General features: G+C 44.9%; 16 protein-coding genes. 7 read left to right on the top strand and 9 right to left on the bottom strand.

Going from position 1 to position 17,228, the window contains the following annotated elements; translation table 11 throughout:
• Positions 1–231: 231 nt before the first annotated feature.
• Positions 232–1,191, top strand: coding sequence for an NAD(P)-dependent oxidoreductase (locus tag C1A47_RS14840; protein WP_111895801.1), 960 nt, complete (start codon positions 232–234; stop codon positions 1,189–1,191).
• A 3-nt stretch (positions 1,192–1,194) separates the two neighbouring features.
• On the opposite strand, the gene C1A47_RS14835 is transcribed toward C1A47_RS14840, so the two are convergent.
• From C1A47_RS14835 to kdgD, 3 genes are all read right to left on the bottom strand, one after another.
• Positions 1,195–1,908: a FadR/GntR family transcriptional regulator gene (locus tag C1A47_RS14835; protein ID WP_111895800.1), complete on the bottom strand. Its 714-nt coding sequence runs from the start codon at positions 1,906–1,908 to the stop codon at positions 1,195–1,197.
• A 76-nt stretch (positions 1,909–1,984) separates the two neighbouring features.
• Positions 1,985–3,571, bottom strand: coding sequence for an aldehyde dehydrogenase (NADP(+)) (locus C1A47_RS14830; protein WP_111895799.1), 1,587 nt, complete (start codon positions 3,569–3,571; stop codon positions 1,985–1,987).
• 16 nt (positions 3,572–3,587) lie between these two features.
• Positions 3,588–4,499 carry a 5-dehydro-4-deoxyglucarate dehydratase gene (kdgD, locus tag C1A47_RS14825; RefSeq protein WP_111895798.1) on the bottom strand — a complete coding sequence of 304 codons (912 nt, stop codon included), beginning with the start codon at positions 4,497–4,499 and terminating at the stop codon, positions 3,588–3,590.
• Positions 4,500–4,882: 383 nt separating this feature from the next.
• On the opposite strand from kdgD, the gene garD reads away from it, so the two are divergent.
• Positions 4,883–6,433: a galactarate dehydratase gene (gene garD / locus C1A47_RS14820; RefSeq protein WP_111895797.1), complete on the top strand. Its 1,551-nt coding sequence runs from the start codon at positions 4,883–4,885 to the stop codon at positions 6,431–6,433.
• Positions 6,434–6,486: 53 nt separating this feature from the next.
• Here the strand turns inward: garD and C1A47_RS14815 are convergent, their stop codons facing one another.
• From C1A47_RS14815 to C1A47_RS14805, 3 genes are all read right to left on the bottom strand, one after another.
• Positions 6,487–7,362 (bottom strand): Hsp33 family molecular chaperone HslO, encoded by an 876-nt coding sequence (locus C1A47_RS14815; RefSeq protein ID WP_111895796.1) that lies wholly within the window; start codon positions 7,360–7,362, stop codon positions 6,487–6,489.
• Between the two features lie 50 nt (positions 7,363–7,412).
• Positions 7,413–9,254, bottom strand: a complete 1,842-nt coding sequence (locus C1A47_RS14810; RefSeq protein WP_111895795.1) for a monovalent cation:proton antiporter-2 (CPA2) family protein — start codon at positions 9,252–9,254, stop codon at positions 7,413–7,415.
• A 122-nt stretch (positions 9,255–9,376) separates the two neighbouring features.
• Positions 9,377–11,578, bottom strand: a complete 2,202-nt coding sequence (locus C1A47_RS14805; protein WP_111895794.1) for a primosomal protein N' — start codon at positions 11,576–11,578, stop codon at positions 9,377–9,379.
• A gap of 255 nt (positions 11,579–11,833) precedes the next feature.
• Here C1A47_RS14805 and C1A47_RS14800 point away from each other — a divergent pair, with 255 nt between their 5' ends.
• Positions 11,834–12,172 carry a hypothetical protein gene (locus C1A47_RS14800; protein WP_111895793.1) on the top strand — a complete coding sequence of 113 codons (339 nt, stop codon included), beginning with the start codon at positions 11,834–11,836 and terminating at the stop codon, positions 12,170–12,172.
• A gap of 39 nt (positions 12,173–12,211) precedes the next feature.
• Here C1A47_RS14800 and lnt read toward each other — a convergent pair whose 3' ends face one another.
• Complete coding sequence (lnt, locus tag C1A47_RS14795) at positions 12,212–13,768, bottom strand: apolipoprotein N-acyltransferase (protein WP_111895792.1); 1,557 nt, start codon at positions 13,766–13,768, stop codon at positions 12,212–12,214.
• On the bottom strand, positions 13,765–14,604 hold the full coding sequence (locus tag C1A47_RS14790) for a CBS domain-containing protein (protein ID WP_111895791.1): 840 nt from the start codon (positions 14,602–14,604) through the stop codon (positions 13,765–13,767). The genes lnt and C1A47_RS14790 overlap by 4 nt, the downstream gene beginning before the upstream one ends.
• Before the next feature lie 175 nt (positions 14,605–14,779).
• On the opposite strand from C1A47_RS14790, the gene tusA reads away from it, so the two are divergent.
• The 4 genes from tusA to C1A47_RS14770 all read left to right on the top strand — a co-directional run bounded on the left by tusA (position 14,780) and on the right by C1A47_RS14770 (position 17,047).
• Positions 14,780–15,037, top strand: coding sequence for a sulfurtransferase TusA (gene tusA, locus C1A47_RS14785; RefSeq protein ID WP_111895827.1), 258 nt, complete (start codon positions 14,780–14,782; stop codon positions 15,035–15,037).
• 193 nt (positions 15,038–15,230) lie between these two features.
• Positions 15,231–15,440, top strand: a complete 210-nt coding sequence (locus C1A47_RS14780) for a hypothetical protein (protein ID WP_111895790.1) — start codon at positions 15,231–15,233, stop codon at positions 15,438–15,440.
• A 70-nt stretch (positions 15,441–15,510) separates the two neighbouring features.
• Positions 15,511–16,335, top strand: coding sequence for a DUF692 domain-containing protein (locus C1A47_RS14775; protein ID WP_111895789.1), 825 nt, complete (start codon positions 15,511–15,513; stop codon positions 16,333–16,335).
• Positions 16,325–17,047 carry a DUF2063 domain-containing protein gene (locus tag C1A47_RS14770; protein ID WP_111895788.1) on the top strand — a complete coding sequence of 241 codons (723 nt, stop codon included), beginning with the start codon at positions 16,325–16,327 and terminating at the stop codon, positions 17,045–17,047. Before C1A47_RS14775 ends, C1A47_RS14770 begins: the two co-directional genes overlap by 11 nt.
• A 69-nt stretch (positions 17,048–17,116) precedes the next feature.
• Here the strand turns inward: C1A47_RS14770 and C1A47_RS14765 are convergent.
• Positions 17,117–17,228, bottom strand: a 112-nt coding sequence (locus tag C1A47_RS14765; RefSeq protein WP_162625960.1) for a 4Fe-4S dicluster domain-containing protein, incomplete at its 5' end; no start/stop codon positions are given.

Raw genomic sequence — 17,228 nt, 5'->3', positions numbered from 1 at the left:
ACTTTAAATTGGATAATTTGAAAATGAGAAGATGATTTTTTATTAAGCTTTTGTTTTTAATTAAAATATATTTTTATATTGTGGTTGTGTAACGATAGGTATGATTGCTAATGAAATTATGGAATACCTGAATACAAACAATGTGTTGAGTAGAATCGAATAATATTTAACGTGTTAATCGAATTATTGATATATGATATCATACAATTGTTTTGAATCTTGGACATCCCTATGCAGCCTCTAAAAATTACCTTTACAGATAAGTATCTGTTTCCTGAAGAGCAATTCAAGTTTGCCTTTCCTGTTGAATATACTGAACATCATCAAATGACGCAGGAGCAATTAGAAACTTTGGTTCATGATCAAGATGTCTTGATGGTCAGTGAGTTAGAGGTGAATCAGCAGGTGCTCGAACATAATCCAGATTTGAAATTACTGGCGCTATGTTCAACAGGTTATAACCATGTTGATCTGGAGCTGATGCAACGTCATGGTGTCAAGGTCTGCAATATTCGTGGTCAGGCAACCGATGCGGTCGCAGAACATGCCTTTACCCTAATGATTAACCTGATTAAAAACTTTCCAGCACAATGTCAGGCGGTAGAACAGGGCAAATGGTCAGGTGATGCATCATTTTACTTGGCGGCTCCGATGCGTGAACTTAAAGGCAAAACCTTGGCGATTTTGGGCAAAGGGACAATTGGTTCGTCTCTCGCGGAAAAGGCACGTGCTTTTGGTATGCAGGTGATTTTTAGTGAGCATAAACAGGCGACAACTTGCCGTGAGGGTTATGTGCCATTTCAGCAGGCAATTGCCCAAGCCGATGTGGTGTCTTTGCACTGTGTGCTGAATGCAGAAACCGAGCAGATGATGGACTTGGCTGTATTTCAGCAGATGAAACCGAATGCCATTTTAATCAATGCAGGGCGTGGTGGACTGGTGAATAATCAGGATCTGGTCACTGCACTTGAACAAGGTCTGTTGGCAGGCTATGGCGCAGATGTACTGGATCAGGAACCACCACCAGCCGATCATCCATTATTAAAAGTGCAGCGCCCAAATGTCATGATTACGGCACATATTGCTTGGGCAACCGATGAAGCCCAGCAGCGTCTGTTTGATATGTTGCAGGACAATGTGAATCAAAATATGCAGGGGACTGCACAGAACTTGGTGGGATTTGTTCAGTAAATCTTAGCTTTTAAATTTCTTCAAACTCTTGCCTAAATGCGCGCGCATCATTTGCCGCGCAAGGGCAGCATCCTGATCCAAAATGGCTTTAAAAATATTCAGGTGCTCTAAATGCACGTTATTGAGATAGTCCAGACGAGTATCGGGATTGAGCTCAATTGAACGCAGTCGTGCGCGCGGAATGATCTTTTCCCCTAAATATTTCAGAAAATCAACAAAGTATTGATTGCCCGAGGCTTCAGCAATCGCGATATGAAAATGGTAGTCGGCAAGTACCGTACCATCGAGGGCAGAGGAATGAATGTGCTGCTGAAAATCCTGCAAGGCACGCTGCATTTTTTCCAAGTGCTGTGGCTGTCGCCGTTCGGCAGCCAAAAACACCGCTTCGGTTTCTAAACTGATGCGCAGTTCGAGTAGCGCCAAAATATCATTGAGTGTAGCAAGGCTGGCATTGGAAAGCAGAAAAGACTGGGCATCGGGCTGTTCTTTGACAAAAGTGCCAATACCGTGTCGGGTTTCGACAAAGCCCAAAGAGCGCAGTTCGGTCACGGCTTCACGAATCACAGAGCGGCTGACATCAAACTGAGTAATCAGTTCCAGTTCGCTGGGAATTTTATCGCCTGTTTGATAGTGACCAGACTGAATCTGCTGAATGAATTGTTCCACAATGGCATGACTGAGTTTGACGGTATTTTTATTTTTTGCGAGGTCTGTCATTGGCAATGTCCTATCCATCGGTCATTGAAAAAAAGATAGCCAGCTTTCAGAAAAACTGGCTGTCTTCTATTGGGACTTAAAGTGCAGCCGCATTCCACTGACCATTGACCAAACGGACAATGCCGAGCGGGTTATGGTCTTGTAGTGCAGCAGGTAACAAGGCTTGTGGTGTGTTTTGGTAGCACACAGGACGCAGGAAGCGCTCAATTGCCGCTGTACCTACCGATGTCCCTCGTGAATCACTGGTTGCAGGGAATGGACCACCATGCACCATCGCATCACTGACTTCTACACCCGTCGGGAAGCCATTAAACAAGACACGTCCTGCTTTATGGCTAAGCAATTGTAGGAGTTCGCCTGCTTCTGCCAAATCGGCATCTTCGGAGATGATAGTTGCTGTCAACTGACCTGCAAGTGCTTGTAAGCCTGCATGTAAAGTCGCAACATCATCCACCGCAATTACAATTGACACTGGGCCAAAGACTTCGTGCTGCAATTTGGCATTGCCTGACAGCAAGACACTTTGCTCTGCCTGAAATAAATGTGCTGTGGCTTGTGAAGCTTGCTCGGCAGTTTGACCTTGTGCAAGACAGCTGAAACCTGCTTCTTCATTTAACGCTTGTACGCCGTGTTGATAGCTTTTCAGTGTTCCTGCATTCAACATGACTTGTGGCGCAGCCGCTTGTGTTGATGCGACTAACTGTTGAATAAAGGCATCAAAGGCTGGACTTTTTACCCCGACAATCAGACCTGGTTTAGTACAGAACTGACCACAACCGAGGGTAAACGACGCCACCGTATCTTTAGCAATCTGTTCGCCACGTTGTGCCAAGGCATTTGGTAACACCACCACAGGGTTAATGCTCGACATTTCGGCAAATACAGGAATCGGCTGTGGACGGTTCTGGGCAATATGATACAACGCCATGCCGCCTTCCAGAGAACCTGTAAAACCGACCGCTTGAATCTGTGGATGTGCCACAAGATCTGCACCGACACGCGCCCCGAAAATCATGTTAAAGGTGCCTGTTGGAAGCTGACACACTTCAATTGCTTTCACAATCGCTTGTGCCACAAGGTCAGCCGTTGCCATGTGGCCAGAGTGGGCTTTAAATACCACAGGGCAACCCGCAGCCAGTGCTGCAACCGTATCACCGCCAGCAGTGGAGAAAGCCAACGGGAAGTTACTTGCACCAAAGACGGCAACAGGGCCAAGGGCAATTTTGCACTGACGCAAATCGACGCGCGGTAAAGGCTTACGCTCAGGCAATGCCAAGTCGATGCGCGCCCCTAAAAAATCTCCACGACGTAATAAGGTAGCGAATAAACGTAATTGCCCAGTCACGCGACCTGTTTCACCTTGCAGGCGTCCGAGGGGTAAACCTGTTTCAACGACAGCCACTTCTTGTAGTTGGCTACCCAAGGCTTCGATTTGTGTAGCAATTTCTTCTAAAAAAGTGGCACGCTGTTCAGGTGATGTCTGGCTATAGACAGCAAAGGCGCGCTGTGCAGCAGCAACCGCAAGGTTCACTTCATCCAGTGTCGCTTGGCAAAATTGATGCCCTGTTGCGGCATAACTGCTGGCATCAATACTGTCCAGAGCAGCAGCATTTGCTGCCACACGTTGCCCATCAATAAATTGTTGCCCTAAAATCTGTAACATGGCTAACCTCGTTAAATTATTGTGGACCTAATTTTTCAATCAGTTCAGCCAACATTTGCATTTCTGTTGCATCCAAATCGCTGAGTGGTGGACGAACTGGGCCTGCATCGTGACCGACAATTTTCGCGCCCGCTTTGACAATACTCACGGCATAACCTTGTTTACGGTCACGGATTTTAATGTAAGGCAGGAAGAAATCATCCAGTAAACGGTTGACAGTCGCGTGGTCTTCACTACGAATTGCATGGAAGAATTCCATCGCAGTTTTTGGAATAAAGTTAAATACTGCTGATGAATAAACTGGCACACCCAAAGCTTTATACGGCGCTGCAAAAATTTCAGCCGTTGGTAAACCACCCAAATACGCCAAACGATCACCCAAAGCATGTGTGACTGAAGTAATGGTGTCGATTTGACCTAAACCATCTTTAAAGCCCACAAGGTTTGGACACATTTCAGTGAGTTTCTGCAATGACTCAACAGAAAGTTTAGACACGCTGCGGTTATAGAAAATTACGCCAAAGTCAACAGAATCACAGACTTGTTTGACATGTTCGATCAAGCCTTCCTGACTTGCTTCAGTCAAGTAATGTGGCATAAGCAAAATACCGTGTGCACCTAAACGTTCAGCTTCTTGTGCATACGCAATTGCTTGGCGTGTTGGGCCACCAGCACCTGCAATAATCGGTACTTCACCACGGCAAGTATCGACCGCAGTTTTGATCACTTGGCTGTATTCATTGTTGGTCAATGAGAAAAATTCGCCTGTACCGCCTGCAGCAAACAGGGCGCTCGCGCCATAAGGTGCAAGCCATTCTAAGCGCTTGATATAAGATTGCTGGTCAAAGTCGCCTTGTGCATCGAAATCGGTGACAGGGAAAGACAATAAACCATCAGAAATAATATTTTTTAACTCCAAAGCATCCATGTGCAGTACTCCGTATTTGTGTCTAGATTAGGGTAGATGTCAGACATCTTATAATATAAATTTTCTTCATCCAAGTGCTTTTTAAATACGGAGCAGGATAAAAATGAAAATATGATTTTAAGTTATTTATAAATAATCATATTTTTTATTTAAATTATTTTTATTTGCCCTGTTGTATTGATCTGATGACCGCGTGAATTTGAGATTTTTGTAAGTCGGATATAAAAATGACTTGCAGAAAAAATGCAAAAAAACATAAGATGTCATATCAGTTAAAATCATTCACACATGAAACAGCTGGTGTTGGCTCACTGAAGTACGGCACAATCTGCTTCATACACGTTCGGGATGATTTCGTGTTGGATTGCTATTAGGGAATAAACATGCAAAGACCACTCTTAATTCAAATTCACGCTCAGGACAATGTGGCTATTGTGGTCAATGATGGTGGATTGCCCAAAGGCACTTATATCGAGGAACATCAGATCACTTTGGTGGATGATATCCCGCAAGGTCATAAAGTCACTTTAAGTCATTTAAAACTTGATGATCCCATCATTCGTTATGGGGAAATTATTGGCTATGCCAATGAAGACTTACCGCAAGGGCGTTGGGTCAATGAAGCCGTCACTCGCATGCCGACACCGCCAAATCTGAATGAACTGGAAATGGCAACCCGTCCAGCGCCGAAACTTGAGTCGCTGACAGGTTATACGTTTCAAGGTTATAAAAATGCCGATGGCAGCGTGGGAACCAAAAACCTGCTGGCAATCACCACCAGTGTGAACTGTGTTGAAGGCATTGTGGATTATGTGGTGAAAATCATTGAACGCGAAGTCCTGCCAAAATACCCGAATGTCGATGGTGTGGTGGGTTTAAACCATTTATATGGTTGTGGCGTTGCAATTGATGCACCTGCGGCAGTCGTGCCGATTCGCACCATTCACAACCTTGCACTGAATCCAAACTTTGGTGGAGAAGTGATGGTGGTGAGTCTGGGCTGTGAAAAATTACAGCCTGAACGTCTGTTAAATGAAGTCGATGCCAACAGTAAACGGATTCCAGTTGCCGATGCAGACATTGTACGTTTGCAAGATGAACGGCATTTGGGCTTTCAGGACATGATTGATCATATTTTGGCAGTGGCTGAAATTCATTTGCAAAAACTGAATCAGCGCCAACGTGAAACAGTTTCGGCTGAGCATTTAGTGGTCGGTATGCAGTGCGGTGGGAGCGATGCCTTTTCAGGAGTGACCTCGAATCCCGCAGTTGGTTTTGCTGCCGATTTGATTGTGCGTTGTGGTGGTACGGTAATGTTCTCGGAAGTCACTGAAGTACGAGATGGGATTCATTTACTGACACCACGTGCAGCCGATGAACAGGTGGCCAAAGATCTGATTCGTGAAATGCAGTGGTACGATGATTATTTGGCGGCAGGACGTGTAGATCGAAGCGCCAACACCACACCAGGCAATAAAAAAGGTGGTCTGAATAACATCGTGGAAAAAGCCATGGGATCAATTGCCAAATCAGGCACTTCAGCGATTGTGGAAGTACTTTCCCCTGGGCAAAAGCCAAGCAAAAAAGGGCTGATCTTTGCGGCAACGCCATCGAGTGATTTTATTTGTGGTACGCAGCAAATGGCATCGGGGATTACGGTTCAGGTGTTTACCACTGGGCGCGGAACGCCGTATGGTTTAGCGGCTGTGCCTGTGATTAAAATGGCGAGCCGTAACAACATTGCCAATCGTTGGTCAGACCTGATTGATATTAGTGCAGGGGATATCGCGATTGGGAAGAAAAGTATTGAACAAGTTGGCTGGGAATTGTTTGAACTGATTTTGGCCGTCGCCAGTGGGGAAAAACAAACATGGTCAGACAAGTGGGGTATTCACAACTCATTGGCGGTGTTTAACCCTGCACCTGTGACCTGATTTTTTGCGTTCAGATGAATTGAAGTCTGACTTCAATTCATCTTTTTTAAGATTTAACTTAAATGCTCGCCAAACAAGCCCAATGCTTCTTCAGCCGTAAATAAATATTTATGATTGCAGAATTGGCAGTCCATCTCGATTGGATTTTGGAATTCAAGCGTCTCTTTCACAGCCGAAATACCAATCTGAATCAGAGCATTGGCACACTTATCTTTCGAGCAGGTGCAGCCAAACTGAAGCTGTTCAACTTCAGGCAAACGCACATCTTCTTCGTTGTATAAACGATAGAGAATTTCGTTGGCGCTAAGATCGGTCAGTTCTTCGGTTTTCAGCGTTTGGGTCAGCATAATCAGACGTGGCCACAGGTCTTCATCGACAAATTGCTGTTCTTCTTCGCTGTTACGTGGAAGGAGCTGAATCAATAAACCACCTGTACGTTTTTCTGTACTTGCCAAAACAATACGCGTTGGAATTTGTGCAGATAAATCATAGTACTGCATCAAACAGCCAGCCAAAGTTGGTTGGTCTAAAGGCACAATCCCTTGATAGCGCTCACCAAATTCAGGCTCAATATTGATAAACAAAACAGGTTGGCTGAGTGCTGCCAATACCGTGCTGCTGTCGGTTGCCTGCTCAAAACGCGGGTCTTGTTCAAAGTCAGCTAAAGCACGAACTTCACCCAAGTGATTACATTCTGCCATCGCCCATTTAAACGTGCCTTGTGCCTGAATTTGCAGGCTGATACGACCTTTGATTTTTAAGGTGCTAGCAAGCAACGCTGTCGCGCTGAGCATTTCACCCAATAAAATCTGTACGGCTTGTGGGTAGTCACGCTTTTGCAAAATGGTATGCAGTGCTTCTTCAAGATGAACCACTTCGCCGCGAACAGGGCAGTTTTCAATATAAAAACGTTGACGTAAATTAGACATATATTTCTCCAAGACCCTGTCTTAATGGAGATGATCTTCTAAAACACAAGTTACTCAGACTCATCTCGCGTCACATTGATGCGTTGCTGATCTAAACCACGGCGCAAATTGACATCTTGGTTCTTTTTCTCAACAAAGGCATCGCTCTCAAACAGGTGCTCAAGCTCTGCTAGGGCATTACGATGCGTTTCAAAAATTTTCTGTTCATCATTATAAATATTTTGCTGTTCCAGAAGTAACTTTTCATCACAATCTCGAAACACTTCAATTTTCTGATAGGCCGTAGCGTCATCAATTCCCAGTTCACGTAAGGCGCGATAGGCCATCCCGAGCGAAGATAAATAGGTTTCCCGCCAAATAAAATTCACGCCCAAATCACGCAGTAAGTGGACATGATGGCGGTCGCGTGCCCGTGCCAGTAAGGTAATGTTGGGATAATTCAGGGTAATATGCCGAGCGACATTCAGTGAATCTTCCACATCATCAATTGCCAGAATAAAGATTTTGGCATTTTCGATGCCTGCCGAGCGCAAGATCTCAGGTTGGGTGACATCGCCATAGTACAGCGTACTGCCATACTTTCTGACGAAATCAACCTGTTGCAGGCTATGGTCAATTGCGGTGAAGGGAATATGTTGCAGACGTGCAATCCGCGCAATGATTTGTCCAAAACGACCAAATCCCGCAATAATCATCGGATTGTTCTGGTTGGGAATGTCGTCATAAGCGGGCTGTTCCTGACGGTCAAAACGTGGCGCAATCCAGCGACTCACCACCCAGAACAATAACGGGGTTAAGGTCATCGATAACGTCACAATTAGACTGACAGGTTCCAGTAAATGATTGCCCAGTACGCCTGAATCTTGTGCAGCGGTCAGTACCACAAAAGCGAATTCTCCGCCTTGAGCCAAGCAGGTTCCGAGTAATAAACTGTTTTTCCAACTGTTGTGATAAAAACGCCCGATCAGGGTCATGATGCAGGCTTTAATTAGCAATAATGCCACCGCACCCCCGATAATGACTTCGGGCATGGTTTGTAGCAAAGACAGTTGTGTGGTCATGCCCACGGTCATAAAAAACAGACCGAGTAACAGCCCTTTAAATGGCGCGATACTGGCTTCAAGTTCATGCCGAAACTCAGAGTCGGCTAACAGCACGCCTGTTAAAAATGCGCCAAGCGTGACACTAATTCCAAGGGTTTGCATCAGCAGAACCACAGAAAGCACAATAAACAGCGCCACCGCAGTAATCAGTTCGCTGGCGCCACTTTTTGCCACAAAGCGGAAAAATGGACGCATCACAAAACGGCTAAATAAAAACAGGCCGCTAAAGGTGGCAATAATCGCAGCGAAGTAGGCGATCCCGTGATGTGTCGACTGGTTGCCTGCCAAAATTGGAATGGTCGCCAGTAAGGGAATCGCGGCAATATCTTGAAATAACAACACCGAAAAGGCTTTTTGCCCGTAGGTGGTATTCAGTTGCTGTTTTTCTGTGAGGAGTTGCAGCACAAAGGCGGTTGAAGAGAGTGCGAGAGCAAAGCCTATTACAAAGCTACTGGCAACCGACAAATGCAGGGCAAAGTACAGAATCGGCATAATCAGTAAGCCTGTGGCAAAGACTTGCAGGCTGCCCATGGCAAAGATCGATTCGCGTAACTGCCATAAACGCTGTGGGCGCAGCTCCAGCCCGATCAGGAACATCAGCAAAATCACGCCAAACTCAGCCATGTTCATAATGGCATCGGCATCACTGGCAATATTAAAGACGCTCGGCCCTAAAATAATGCCCGTGAACAAATAGCCCAGTACGGTGGCCAGACCAAAGCGTTTCCCCAAAGGTACCAGAATTAAGGCGGCACCCAGAAAAATTGTGATTTGCAAAAGTAGTGACATGAATCAGCCTTAAATAGCAAGCACAGAACCCTCACCCAAAACCACGTTGAGCAATGGTGCTCTTTATCTCATTGATCTATAGATTATAAACATCAATATTTCAAGCAATGGTCGTAGTTGTGTTAGTTCATTTCTTGCGGGTCAACATCCAGCGATAGTCTAAAGCCACGAGGTTGCTGCTGCATGACATTGGCCCACCATGTGTTGACATGCATGTGCAGTTGTACCCGATCGGAAGCCTGTAAAAATAAATGTGCCTGATGTCGACCTGCCTTACGTTCCATCGGGGCGGGAATTGGCCCCCAGATTTCAATGCTATTGCCTGCAAGCTGACGCAGTTGGGCAGCAATTGTCGTCAGGAACTCTAGGTTTTCTGTGGCATTTCGGGCTTGGCTACGCACCAGCATGCTGTAACGAAATGGCGGAAACTGCGCCAGTTGCCGTTCTTTGAGCGTGTGTTGGGCAAAGTAACGATAGTCCTTTTCCAGTAACATTTGAAATAAAGGATGCTCAGGACGTAAAGTTTGAATCAGCACATCACCTTTATGTTCCCCTCGTCCTGCACGTCCTGCGACCTGAATAATCAATTGGGCAGTGCGTTCTGTGGCGCGAAAATCTACACTGAGTAAGCCTGCATCAATATCGAGTAGTGCCACCAAACTGACATAAGGGAAATGATGTCCTTTGGCTAGCATTTGTGTGCCGAGTAAAATCAGCGGTTTATTTTCTTGGATTTGATCATAAATTTTCTGCCAGCTTCCCACACGACTGGTACTGTCCCGATCCACCCGTAACACGGGATAGTCTGGAAACAGTTCTTGCAAGGCTTCTTCAATTTTGACAGTGCCCAAACCAATCGGTTTTAAACTGTCATGGTTACAGGCAGGGCAGTGATCGGGCAGACGTTGAATCAAACCACAATGATGGCAATGTAAGTGCTGATAGGGTTTGGTATGCAAGGTAAAGTGCGCGTCACAATGTGGGCAGTTGGCTTGCCAAGCACATTGTTCACAGAGCAGCACAGGCGCATAACCACGCCGATTGAGAAAGATCAGCACTTGCTGCTGTTTGTCGAGACGCTGTCGAATTTGCTCAATGAGCTGCTGACTCAGTCCATGCTGTTTTTGCGCAATTTTCAGATCCAGCACATGCATTTTAGGCAGCACCGCATGTCCTGCGCGTTGGTTGAGCTGCAAATGGGTAAGCTTGCCTTGCTGAACCAGTGCATAGCTTTCAATACTTGGTGTGGCTGAACCTAAAATAATTGGGCAACGTTGCACATGCGCCCGATACAGTGCCACTTCGCGGGTATGGTAGCGGAAGCCATCTTGCTGTTTAAACGACAGATCATGTTCTTCATCTAAAATGATCAAGCCCAAATTTGGCAGTGGGGTGAAAATCGCGGAACGTGTTCCTAAAATAATTGAAGCACGTCCCGTTTGCGCCTGTTGCCATGCCTGTAAACGCTGCGTGTCACTCAGACCCGAATGCAGCATCACGGTATGACAGTGAAAACGTGACTGGAAGCGGCTGATGGTTTGTGGAGTCAGCCCAATTTCAGGGACAAGCACTAAAACCTGTTTACCTTGTTTCAGGACTTCATACATGACTTGCAGATAGACTTCGGTTTTACCGCTGCCCGTAATCCCATCAAGTAAAAAGGCCTGAAACTGATCTTGTGCCTTTAAAATGCTTTGAATGGCTTTGCTCTGATCAGGGTTGGCTTTGAGGGGCAGTTGTGCCAGTTGCACAGCTTCGGGCTGCATATTTTGTTGATGATATTCCGCTCGAATAATGCCTTTTTTTGCTAAAGCTTCAAGGGTGGAATTTTCAACATCATTGGCATTTAAAATATGTTGTGGTGTGCCATGTGGAGAGAGTTTTAGGATTTTATAGGCATCTTGTTGGCGTGGTGCTCTATTTAAATTGACCTCCTGAAGATCAGGATTCAGTACCCAGACTTTTGCCAATAAATCATTGGATTTACCCTGACGTAGCAAGGTTGGAAAGGCCACAGGCAACACTTCACCAAGTGGAAAATGATAATACGATGCCACCCAGTGCATCAGCTTAAGGCAGATCGGATCAAGCAAACTGTGCTGATCAAGTAAATTGAGAATGCCTTTTAATTCAAACCGTGGGTCAAGTGGCTCATCGGGACTGAGTTTCTCGACAATAATCCCGACACAATGCCGCGCCCCAAACGGCACATAGACGCGCGCGCCAAGCGCAGCCTGCTGATATTGAGCTTCCGTTAGCGTGTAGTCAAAGCAGTCATATAAATGAACAGGAATGGCAACTCGAATCCGAAACGGTAAAGGCATAGAGATCACTTATTTTGAATTTGACAGCACTATGCAAGATTTATTTGAGTGTTGACAAGTCTAGGCTTAAAAAAATGCCAAAAAGGCTCGAAAAGCATAAACTAAGAATGATTTAACATCTTAATTTAGAACAAGAATAATTCTCAAGAATGATAGTTACAAGAAACTCCTAAGATGAAGATAAATCAGGCTGTTTCTTATTTTTAAAAATTCGCATAATGCAAAAGACAATGTTTTTGTCGGAAGGGATAAAACATGAAAACCTTATTCTTAAATAGTGAAATTCATGAATTGCATTGGAAAATGCTCAAAGCCAGTTGTTTAATTGCGGGTTTATTACCTGCACAACAGATTGCCGATATTTTATGGCATGTCAGTGATGCCGAAAGCCAGATCGTATTGGGGTTCTTTGCACTGAGTCTATTTTCAGCCTGCGTCAGTTTGGGATTTATTGCGGCACTGCAGATCTTAAATTCATCTATGACGCTAGAGCGTAATTCCATTGAAAAATTGATGATCAAGGTCTATCAGCATGTGCCAATGTTATTTTTGGCAGGTGTGGTGAGCTATTTGGTGGTGAATTTTCAGTATTAACATGTTGGCTGCTCGAAGCAACCAACATGTTTATTGATCTTAACGACGTGATTTATACGACACATTTATTTGCCGTGGGCGATAACGTAAGCTGACCAATAACAGCAGCACACACCAAATCAGAATAGGATAATTGCCTAAACGGTTATATAGCGTTTGCCCTGTATAAGCGGGTAACTCACCACGTAAGACAAATGCTTTGTCGAGCGGCGCTTGTTCTACAATATGGCCTTGAGCATTAATAAATGCGGTCACACCAGTATTGGTCGCACGAATAAACCAACGGCCATTTTCCTTGGCGCGCATTTGTACCATTTGCAAATGCTGCCAAGGGCCAGCAGTTCCTGTAAACCATGCATCATTGGAAACCGTGATCATAAAGTCACTATGTTCCGCATTCAGGCGAGTCAGATTCGGATACGCCACTTCATAACAAATCGCAGCACCGAGATTGTGTCCTTTTACAGACAGCGGTTGTTGTCCTGCTGGGCCAGCGGTAAAGCCACCCGCACTGGCATCATTTTGTAATGAAGGTAAAACCCATTTTAACAAACCTGCCAATGGAACATATTCCCCAAATGGCACAAGACGTTGTTTTTGGTAAAGCCCCGATGTATGGTCGCCAGATGCCATGAGTGCATTATAAAACAACGGTTTTTTCGCTTTGATTGAACCCGCTTCATCGTAGTAGGGAATCCCTGTGACCCATGCCGAATGTTTGGCAAGTGCTTGCTGGGTAATGTCGTTTAAAAAGGGTTCAATGGCCGTTTGTGGCATTGGAATCGAGGATTCTGGCCAAACCACCAAGTCTTGTCCCCATTCGGGCGCACTCAGGTCATGATAGATTTGCAAGGTTCGATCTTGATAAGTCGTGAGCCATTTCAGGTCTTGAGGAATGTTGCCCTGAACCAAAGAAACACGTAAGGGTTTTGCCGCTTTAGGTTGCACAAAGACCGCAAAAGATGCGGCCCAAGCACCGACAAGCAGTACCGCAATCGGTACAGCCCAAAACCATTTTCTACGAATGATTTCAACCAAACCACAGGCAATGGTCACTGCAACAAATGACACCCCAAACACACCAAATAAAGGCGCGTATTGATCGAGCACGCGTTCAGTGAAGGCATAACCGACAAATAACCACGGGAAACCTGTAAATACCCATGTTTTTGCCCATTCAAACAAAATCCAGATCGGAGCAAAAGTCAGTGGGGTTTCTGGGAAAAAGCGGCGATAAACCCAAGCCTGTAGCGCACTAAACAGCGCCATGATGCTGGCCATAATCGCAATCAGTAGCACGCTGACCGCAGCACTGGTATCGCCGTATTCATGAATCGAAGTGTATAACCAGAATGCACCGACAAACCATAATCCGACACCATAGCACCAGCCAATCAGCATGGCTTGCGGGGCAGAGCGTTGTTGCAAGCAGGCATATAAAATTGCAGGGCTAATCAGTGCCAGCCACCAGTAATAATAGGGTGCAAGCGCCAGACTAAAGATTCCACCTGCAATCAGTGCAATCGCACTGATCAGCCAAAGTGGAAGGTTTGATGCATTTTTTTGATTGGGTTTTTTGTTTGAGAATTGACTCATTGACGAACAGCCTGAATCAAATGAATAGTACGGGCATCGGCTTCTAAAATGGTAAATTGCCATTGGTTGAGCTCAATCACCTGACCTTGTAAGTCATTGACCAGTCCAAGTTCCTGTAGCAGTAAGCCACCAACAGTTTCAACTTCATCATCGGAAAAGTTAGCATCAAGCACAGTATTAAAGTACTCAATCGGCGTGAGTGCCTGAACAAGCCACGCATTGGCAGTTTGATGTTTTGGATCGGGTACAATATAACTGGCTTCTTCATCTGCCGTGTCATGTTCGTCCTCGATTTCCCCCACAATTTCTTCAAGAATATCTTCTAAAGTCACCAAACCTGATGTTGCGCCATGCTCATCAATCACAATTGCAATATGAGTCTGGGTATTTTTGAGCATACGCAAGACTTGGTCAGAACGGGCACTTTCAGGCACAAAGACAGGCTGACGCATGATTGCACGAATGTCGAGCTTCGCTTTTGGGTCAATCAAAAAGGGGAGCAAGTCTTTAGCCAGTAAAATTCCGACCACATTTTCAGGCTGGTTATTTGAAAAGACGGGAAAACGAGAATGTGCTGAATCAATCAGGATATGCAAAATATCGAGAAGTTCCTCATCTTCTTGCAAGCTAATCATGGCGGTGCGTGGTGTCATGACTTCGCGAATTTTGGTCGCTGGCAAGTCCAGTACGCCTTCAAGCATTGCCACTGTATCGGGTTCTAAAAAACGGCGAGAATCTTGGACAAGTTTTAATAATTCATCTCGGGTTTCAGGCGCTGTGCCTAACCATTTTCTTAAGCCTCGCATCCCCCACGATGGGCTTGATTCCTCGTGCATGATTGTTCCTAAAGCAGGTGTTTTTATGACTAAATGGATTTCAATCATACCGAAGAAAAAAACGAGATGCATCTAATAAACCGAATCTTGCAACGACAATACAACGAATTGAGAAAAATTCGGGAAGATTGTGCTTTATGCTAAAATAATGCCGATTTTTTATCTTGGGTTTGTTATGTCTGACGTTCCTGTTACCCCTGCAATTCAACTCAATACCCGTGGGCTGCGTTGCCCTGAGCCTGTCATGATGTTGCATCAGGCGATTCGTAAAGCCAAGTCTGGCGAGGTGGTTGAGGTGTTTGCCACAGATCCATCGACTTCGTGGGATATTCCGAAATTCTGTATGCATTTGGGACATGAACTTTTGTTGCAAGAAGAGCAACTCGATGAGCATCAGAAAAAGGAATATCACTATTTGGTGAAAAAAGGCTAAACCAGAAGCTGCCCATTTGAGTTAAAGCAATATACAGCTTTGCTCAATGAGGTTAAGTCACATTTAATCTGTCGCATACATACTTATGCGGCTTTAAATCGTCATGATTGTATTGGCTGATGCTTTTAGGGTGGAGGAATCTTACCCTTATTTATTTTTGATACACGTTTTTGATCTCCCAAAGGAAAGTATGATGAACAAATTACATAGCATGACTTCTGTAGCTGCATTGCTTGCATTGTCGGTAACAGGTACAGCAGTTCATGCTGAGAATCAACCAGCTCCAAACAGCAATATTCAAGGCAGCAAAACGCAAGTGAAAAAAACAACTGCACCTAAAAAAGCTGCTGATGCGTCTTGTGGTAACCATAAAGCGGGCGATGGCTCATGTGGTAGCAACTAAGTGCTATAAAAAAGAAGCTGAATGTGACTGAACCATCGGCTTCTTATTCTTTGCTGATCTGAGGCGAGCCATGCACGAATTGACAGGCGTAGGGTTGGGCTTAAGGCGTGAACTGATTGGCGATTTTTTGCAGGCAGAACAGGTGCCTGATTTTATCGAAGTTGCTCCTGAAAACTGGATGGGCTTTGGTGGTCGCCATGCCAAGCAGTTTGCCACTTGCGTCGAACGTGCACCGCTGATTTGTCACGGACTGTCCTTGTCGATTGGTGGGCCACATCCACTCGATCTTGAATTTATTAGGCAAATTAAGCAATTTCTGAAACAGCATCAGGCTTTGCTGTATTCAGAGCATTTAAGTTATACCCACGATGGTGGCTATCTGTATGATTTACTGCCTATTCCGATGACTGAAGCTGCGGTACGTTATGTGGCTGAGCGCATTTTAAAAGTCCAAGACCAGCTCGGACAACGTTTAGTCATTGAGAATGTCTCCACCTATGCCATGCCTGCTGCTGAAATGACCGAAGCAGAGTTTGTGGTGGGCGTACTTGAAGCGGCTGACTGTGAATTGTTGCTTGATGTGAATAATGTCTATGTCAACAGCATCAATCATGGATCAGATGCACAAGCCTTTATTCGTGCCATGCCTACGGAGCGCGTGAGATATTTGCATATTGCAGGGCATGAACAGGCAAGTCCAGATTTGTTGATCGATACCCATGGTGTAGCAATTGTTGATCCTGTTTGGGATTTATTGAGATATACCTATCAGCACATGGGTGTTCGTCCTACCTTATTAGAACGCGATTTTAATTTGCCAGCATGGTCGGTATTACAACAAGAATTACAACAGATCCAACGGATTCAGCGACAGGAACAACACCATGTCGACTGAACAGGATTTTCAAAAGATTCAGCAGCAATTTTGCCACGCTATTCGCCAAGCAGATTATGCTGCAATGCCACAGGTACAGCCTGAACGTTTGCAATTGTATCGGGCGCATTTATTGAATAATGTTCGCAGTTTTATTGATCGGGTGTATCCGATTGCGCAAAGTCTATTGCCTAGTGAGACATGGACGCAACTGATCAACGACTTTTTTAAAGAAGAACAATGTCAGTCACCTTTTTATAATGATATTTCCCAACAGTTTCGAGACTATATTGAGCAGCATCAATCAGCTATGTTGGAACAATATCCGTGGTTTGCTGAACTGTTGCAATATGAATGGTTAGAGTTGTATCTCGATACCATTGAACTGCCTGAAATGATCTTGGAAAACAACCTGTCATGGCAGCTCATTACACCAGTTTGGGTGCTGGTCTATCAATATCCTGTGTATCAGTGGCAGGCGGGAATGTCAGTAGCAGATTGCCAAGTCCAGCCGAGTGCAATTCTGGTCTGGCGAGATCGGGAAGATCAAGTGCAAGTCCGTGTCATTTCGACGGTGTGGGCGATTTTGATTGAACAATTAAGTCAGAGCTTACAGTCATCGGAGCAGTTAATTGATGTATTAGTGCAATATTTTCCAGAGTGGAAGATGGCGCAATATGAGCGGCAATTGGATGAATTGTCGACTTATTTAAAGCAACAAGCATTACTTTAATGCATCAGCGTTCATTGATTGTATCGTGTTATAAAATAAAAAATCCCTGATGAATCAGGGATTTTTAAATTACATATTTGGATAATTTGGCCCACCACCACCTTCAGGTGCAACCCAAGTAATGTTCTGTGACGGATCTTTAATATCACAGGTTTTACAGTGCACACAGTTGGCTGCGTTA

The organism is Acinetobacter sp. MB5 (assembly GCF_003261585.1).
Lineage (GTDB): Bacteria > Pseudomonadota > Gammaproteobacteria > Pseudomonadales > Moraxellaceae > Acinetobacter.
The sequence above is the reverse complement of the archived record's forward strand: the minus strand, read 5'-3'. Positions and strand labels throughout refer to the sequence as shown.

Excerpts from the sequence above, each read along its gene's own strand:
- C1A47_RS14790 (WP_111895791.1), bottom strand. The coding sequence starts at position 14,604 with ATGCACGAGGAATCAAGCCCATCGTGGGGGATGCGAGGCTTAAGAAAA.
- garD (WP_111895797.1), top strand. The coding sequence starts at position 4,883 with ATGCAAAGACCACTCTTAATTCAAATTCACGCTCAGGACAATGTGGCT.
- C1A47_RS14780 (WP_111895790.1), top strand. The coding sequence starts at position 15,231 with ATGAACAAATTACATAGCATGACTTCTGTAGCTGCATTGCTTGCATTG.
- C1A47_RS14775 (WP_111895789.1), top strand. The coding sequence starts at position 15,511 with ATGCACGAATTGACAGGCGTAGGGTTGGGCTTAAGGCGTGAACTGATT.
- C1A47_RS14830 (WP_111895799.1), bottom strand. The coding sequence starts at position 3,571 with ATGTTACAGATTTTAGGGCAACAATTTATTGATGGGCAACGTGTGGCA.
- C1A47_RS14840 (WP_111895801.1), top strand. The coding sequence starts at position 232 with ATGCAGCCTCTAAAAATTACCTTTACAGATAAGTATCTGTTTCCTGAA.
- C1A47_RS14805 (WP_111895794.1), bottom strand. The coding sequence starts at position 11,578 with ATGCCTTTACCGTTTCGGATTCGAGTTGCCATTCCTGTTCATTTATAT.
- C1A47_RS14835 (WP_111895800.1), bottom strand. The coding sequence starts at position 1,908 with ATGACAGACCTCGCAAAAAATAAAAATACCGTCAAACTCAGTCATGCC.
- C1A47_RS14810 (WP_111895795.1), bottom strand. The coding sequence starts at position 9,254 with ATGTCACTACTTTTGCAAATCACAATTTTTCTGGGTGCCGCCTTAATT.
- C1A47_RS14770 (WP_111895788.1), top strand. The coding sequence starts at position 16,325 with ATGTCGACTGAACAGGATTTTCAAAAGATTCAGCAGCAATTTTGCCAC.
- tusA (WP_111895827.1), top strand. The coding sequence starts at position 14,780 with ATGTCTGACGTTCCTGTTACCCCTGCAATTCAACTCAATACCCGTGGG.
- lnt (WP_111895792.1), bottom strand. The coding sequence starts at position 13,768 with ATGAGTCAATTCTCAAACAAAAAACCCAATCAAAAAAATGCATCAAAC.
- kdgD (WP_111895798.1), bottom strand. The coding sequence starts at position 4,499 with ATGGATGCTTTGGAGTTAAAAAATATTATTTCTGATGGTTTATTGTCT.
- C1A47_RS14815 (WP_111895796.1), bottom strand. The coding sequence starts at position 7,362 with ATGTCTAATTTACGTCAACGTTTTTATATTGAAAACTGCCCTGTTCGC.
- C1A47_RS14800 (WP_111895793.1), top strand. The coding sequence starts at position 11,834 with ATGAAAACCTTATTCTTAAATAGTGAAATTCATGAATTGCATTGGAAA.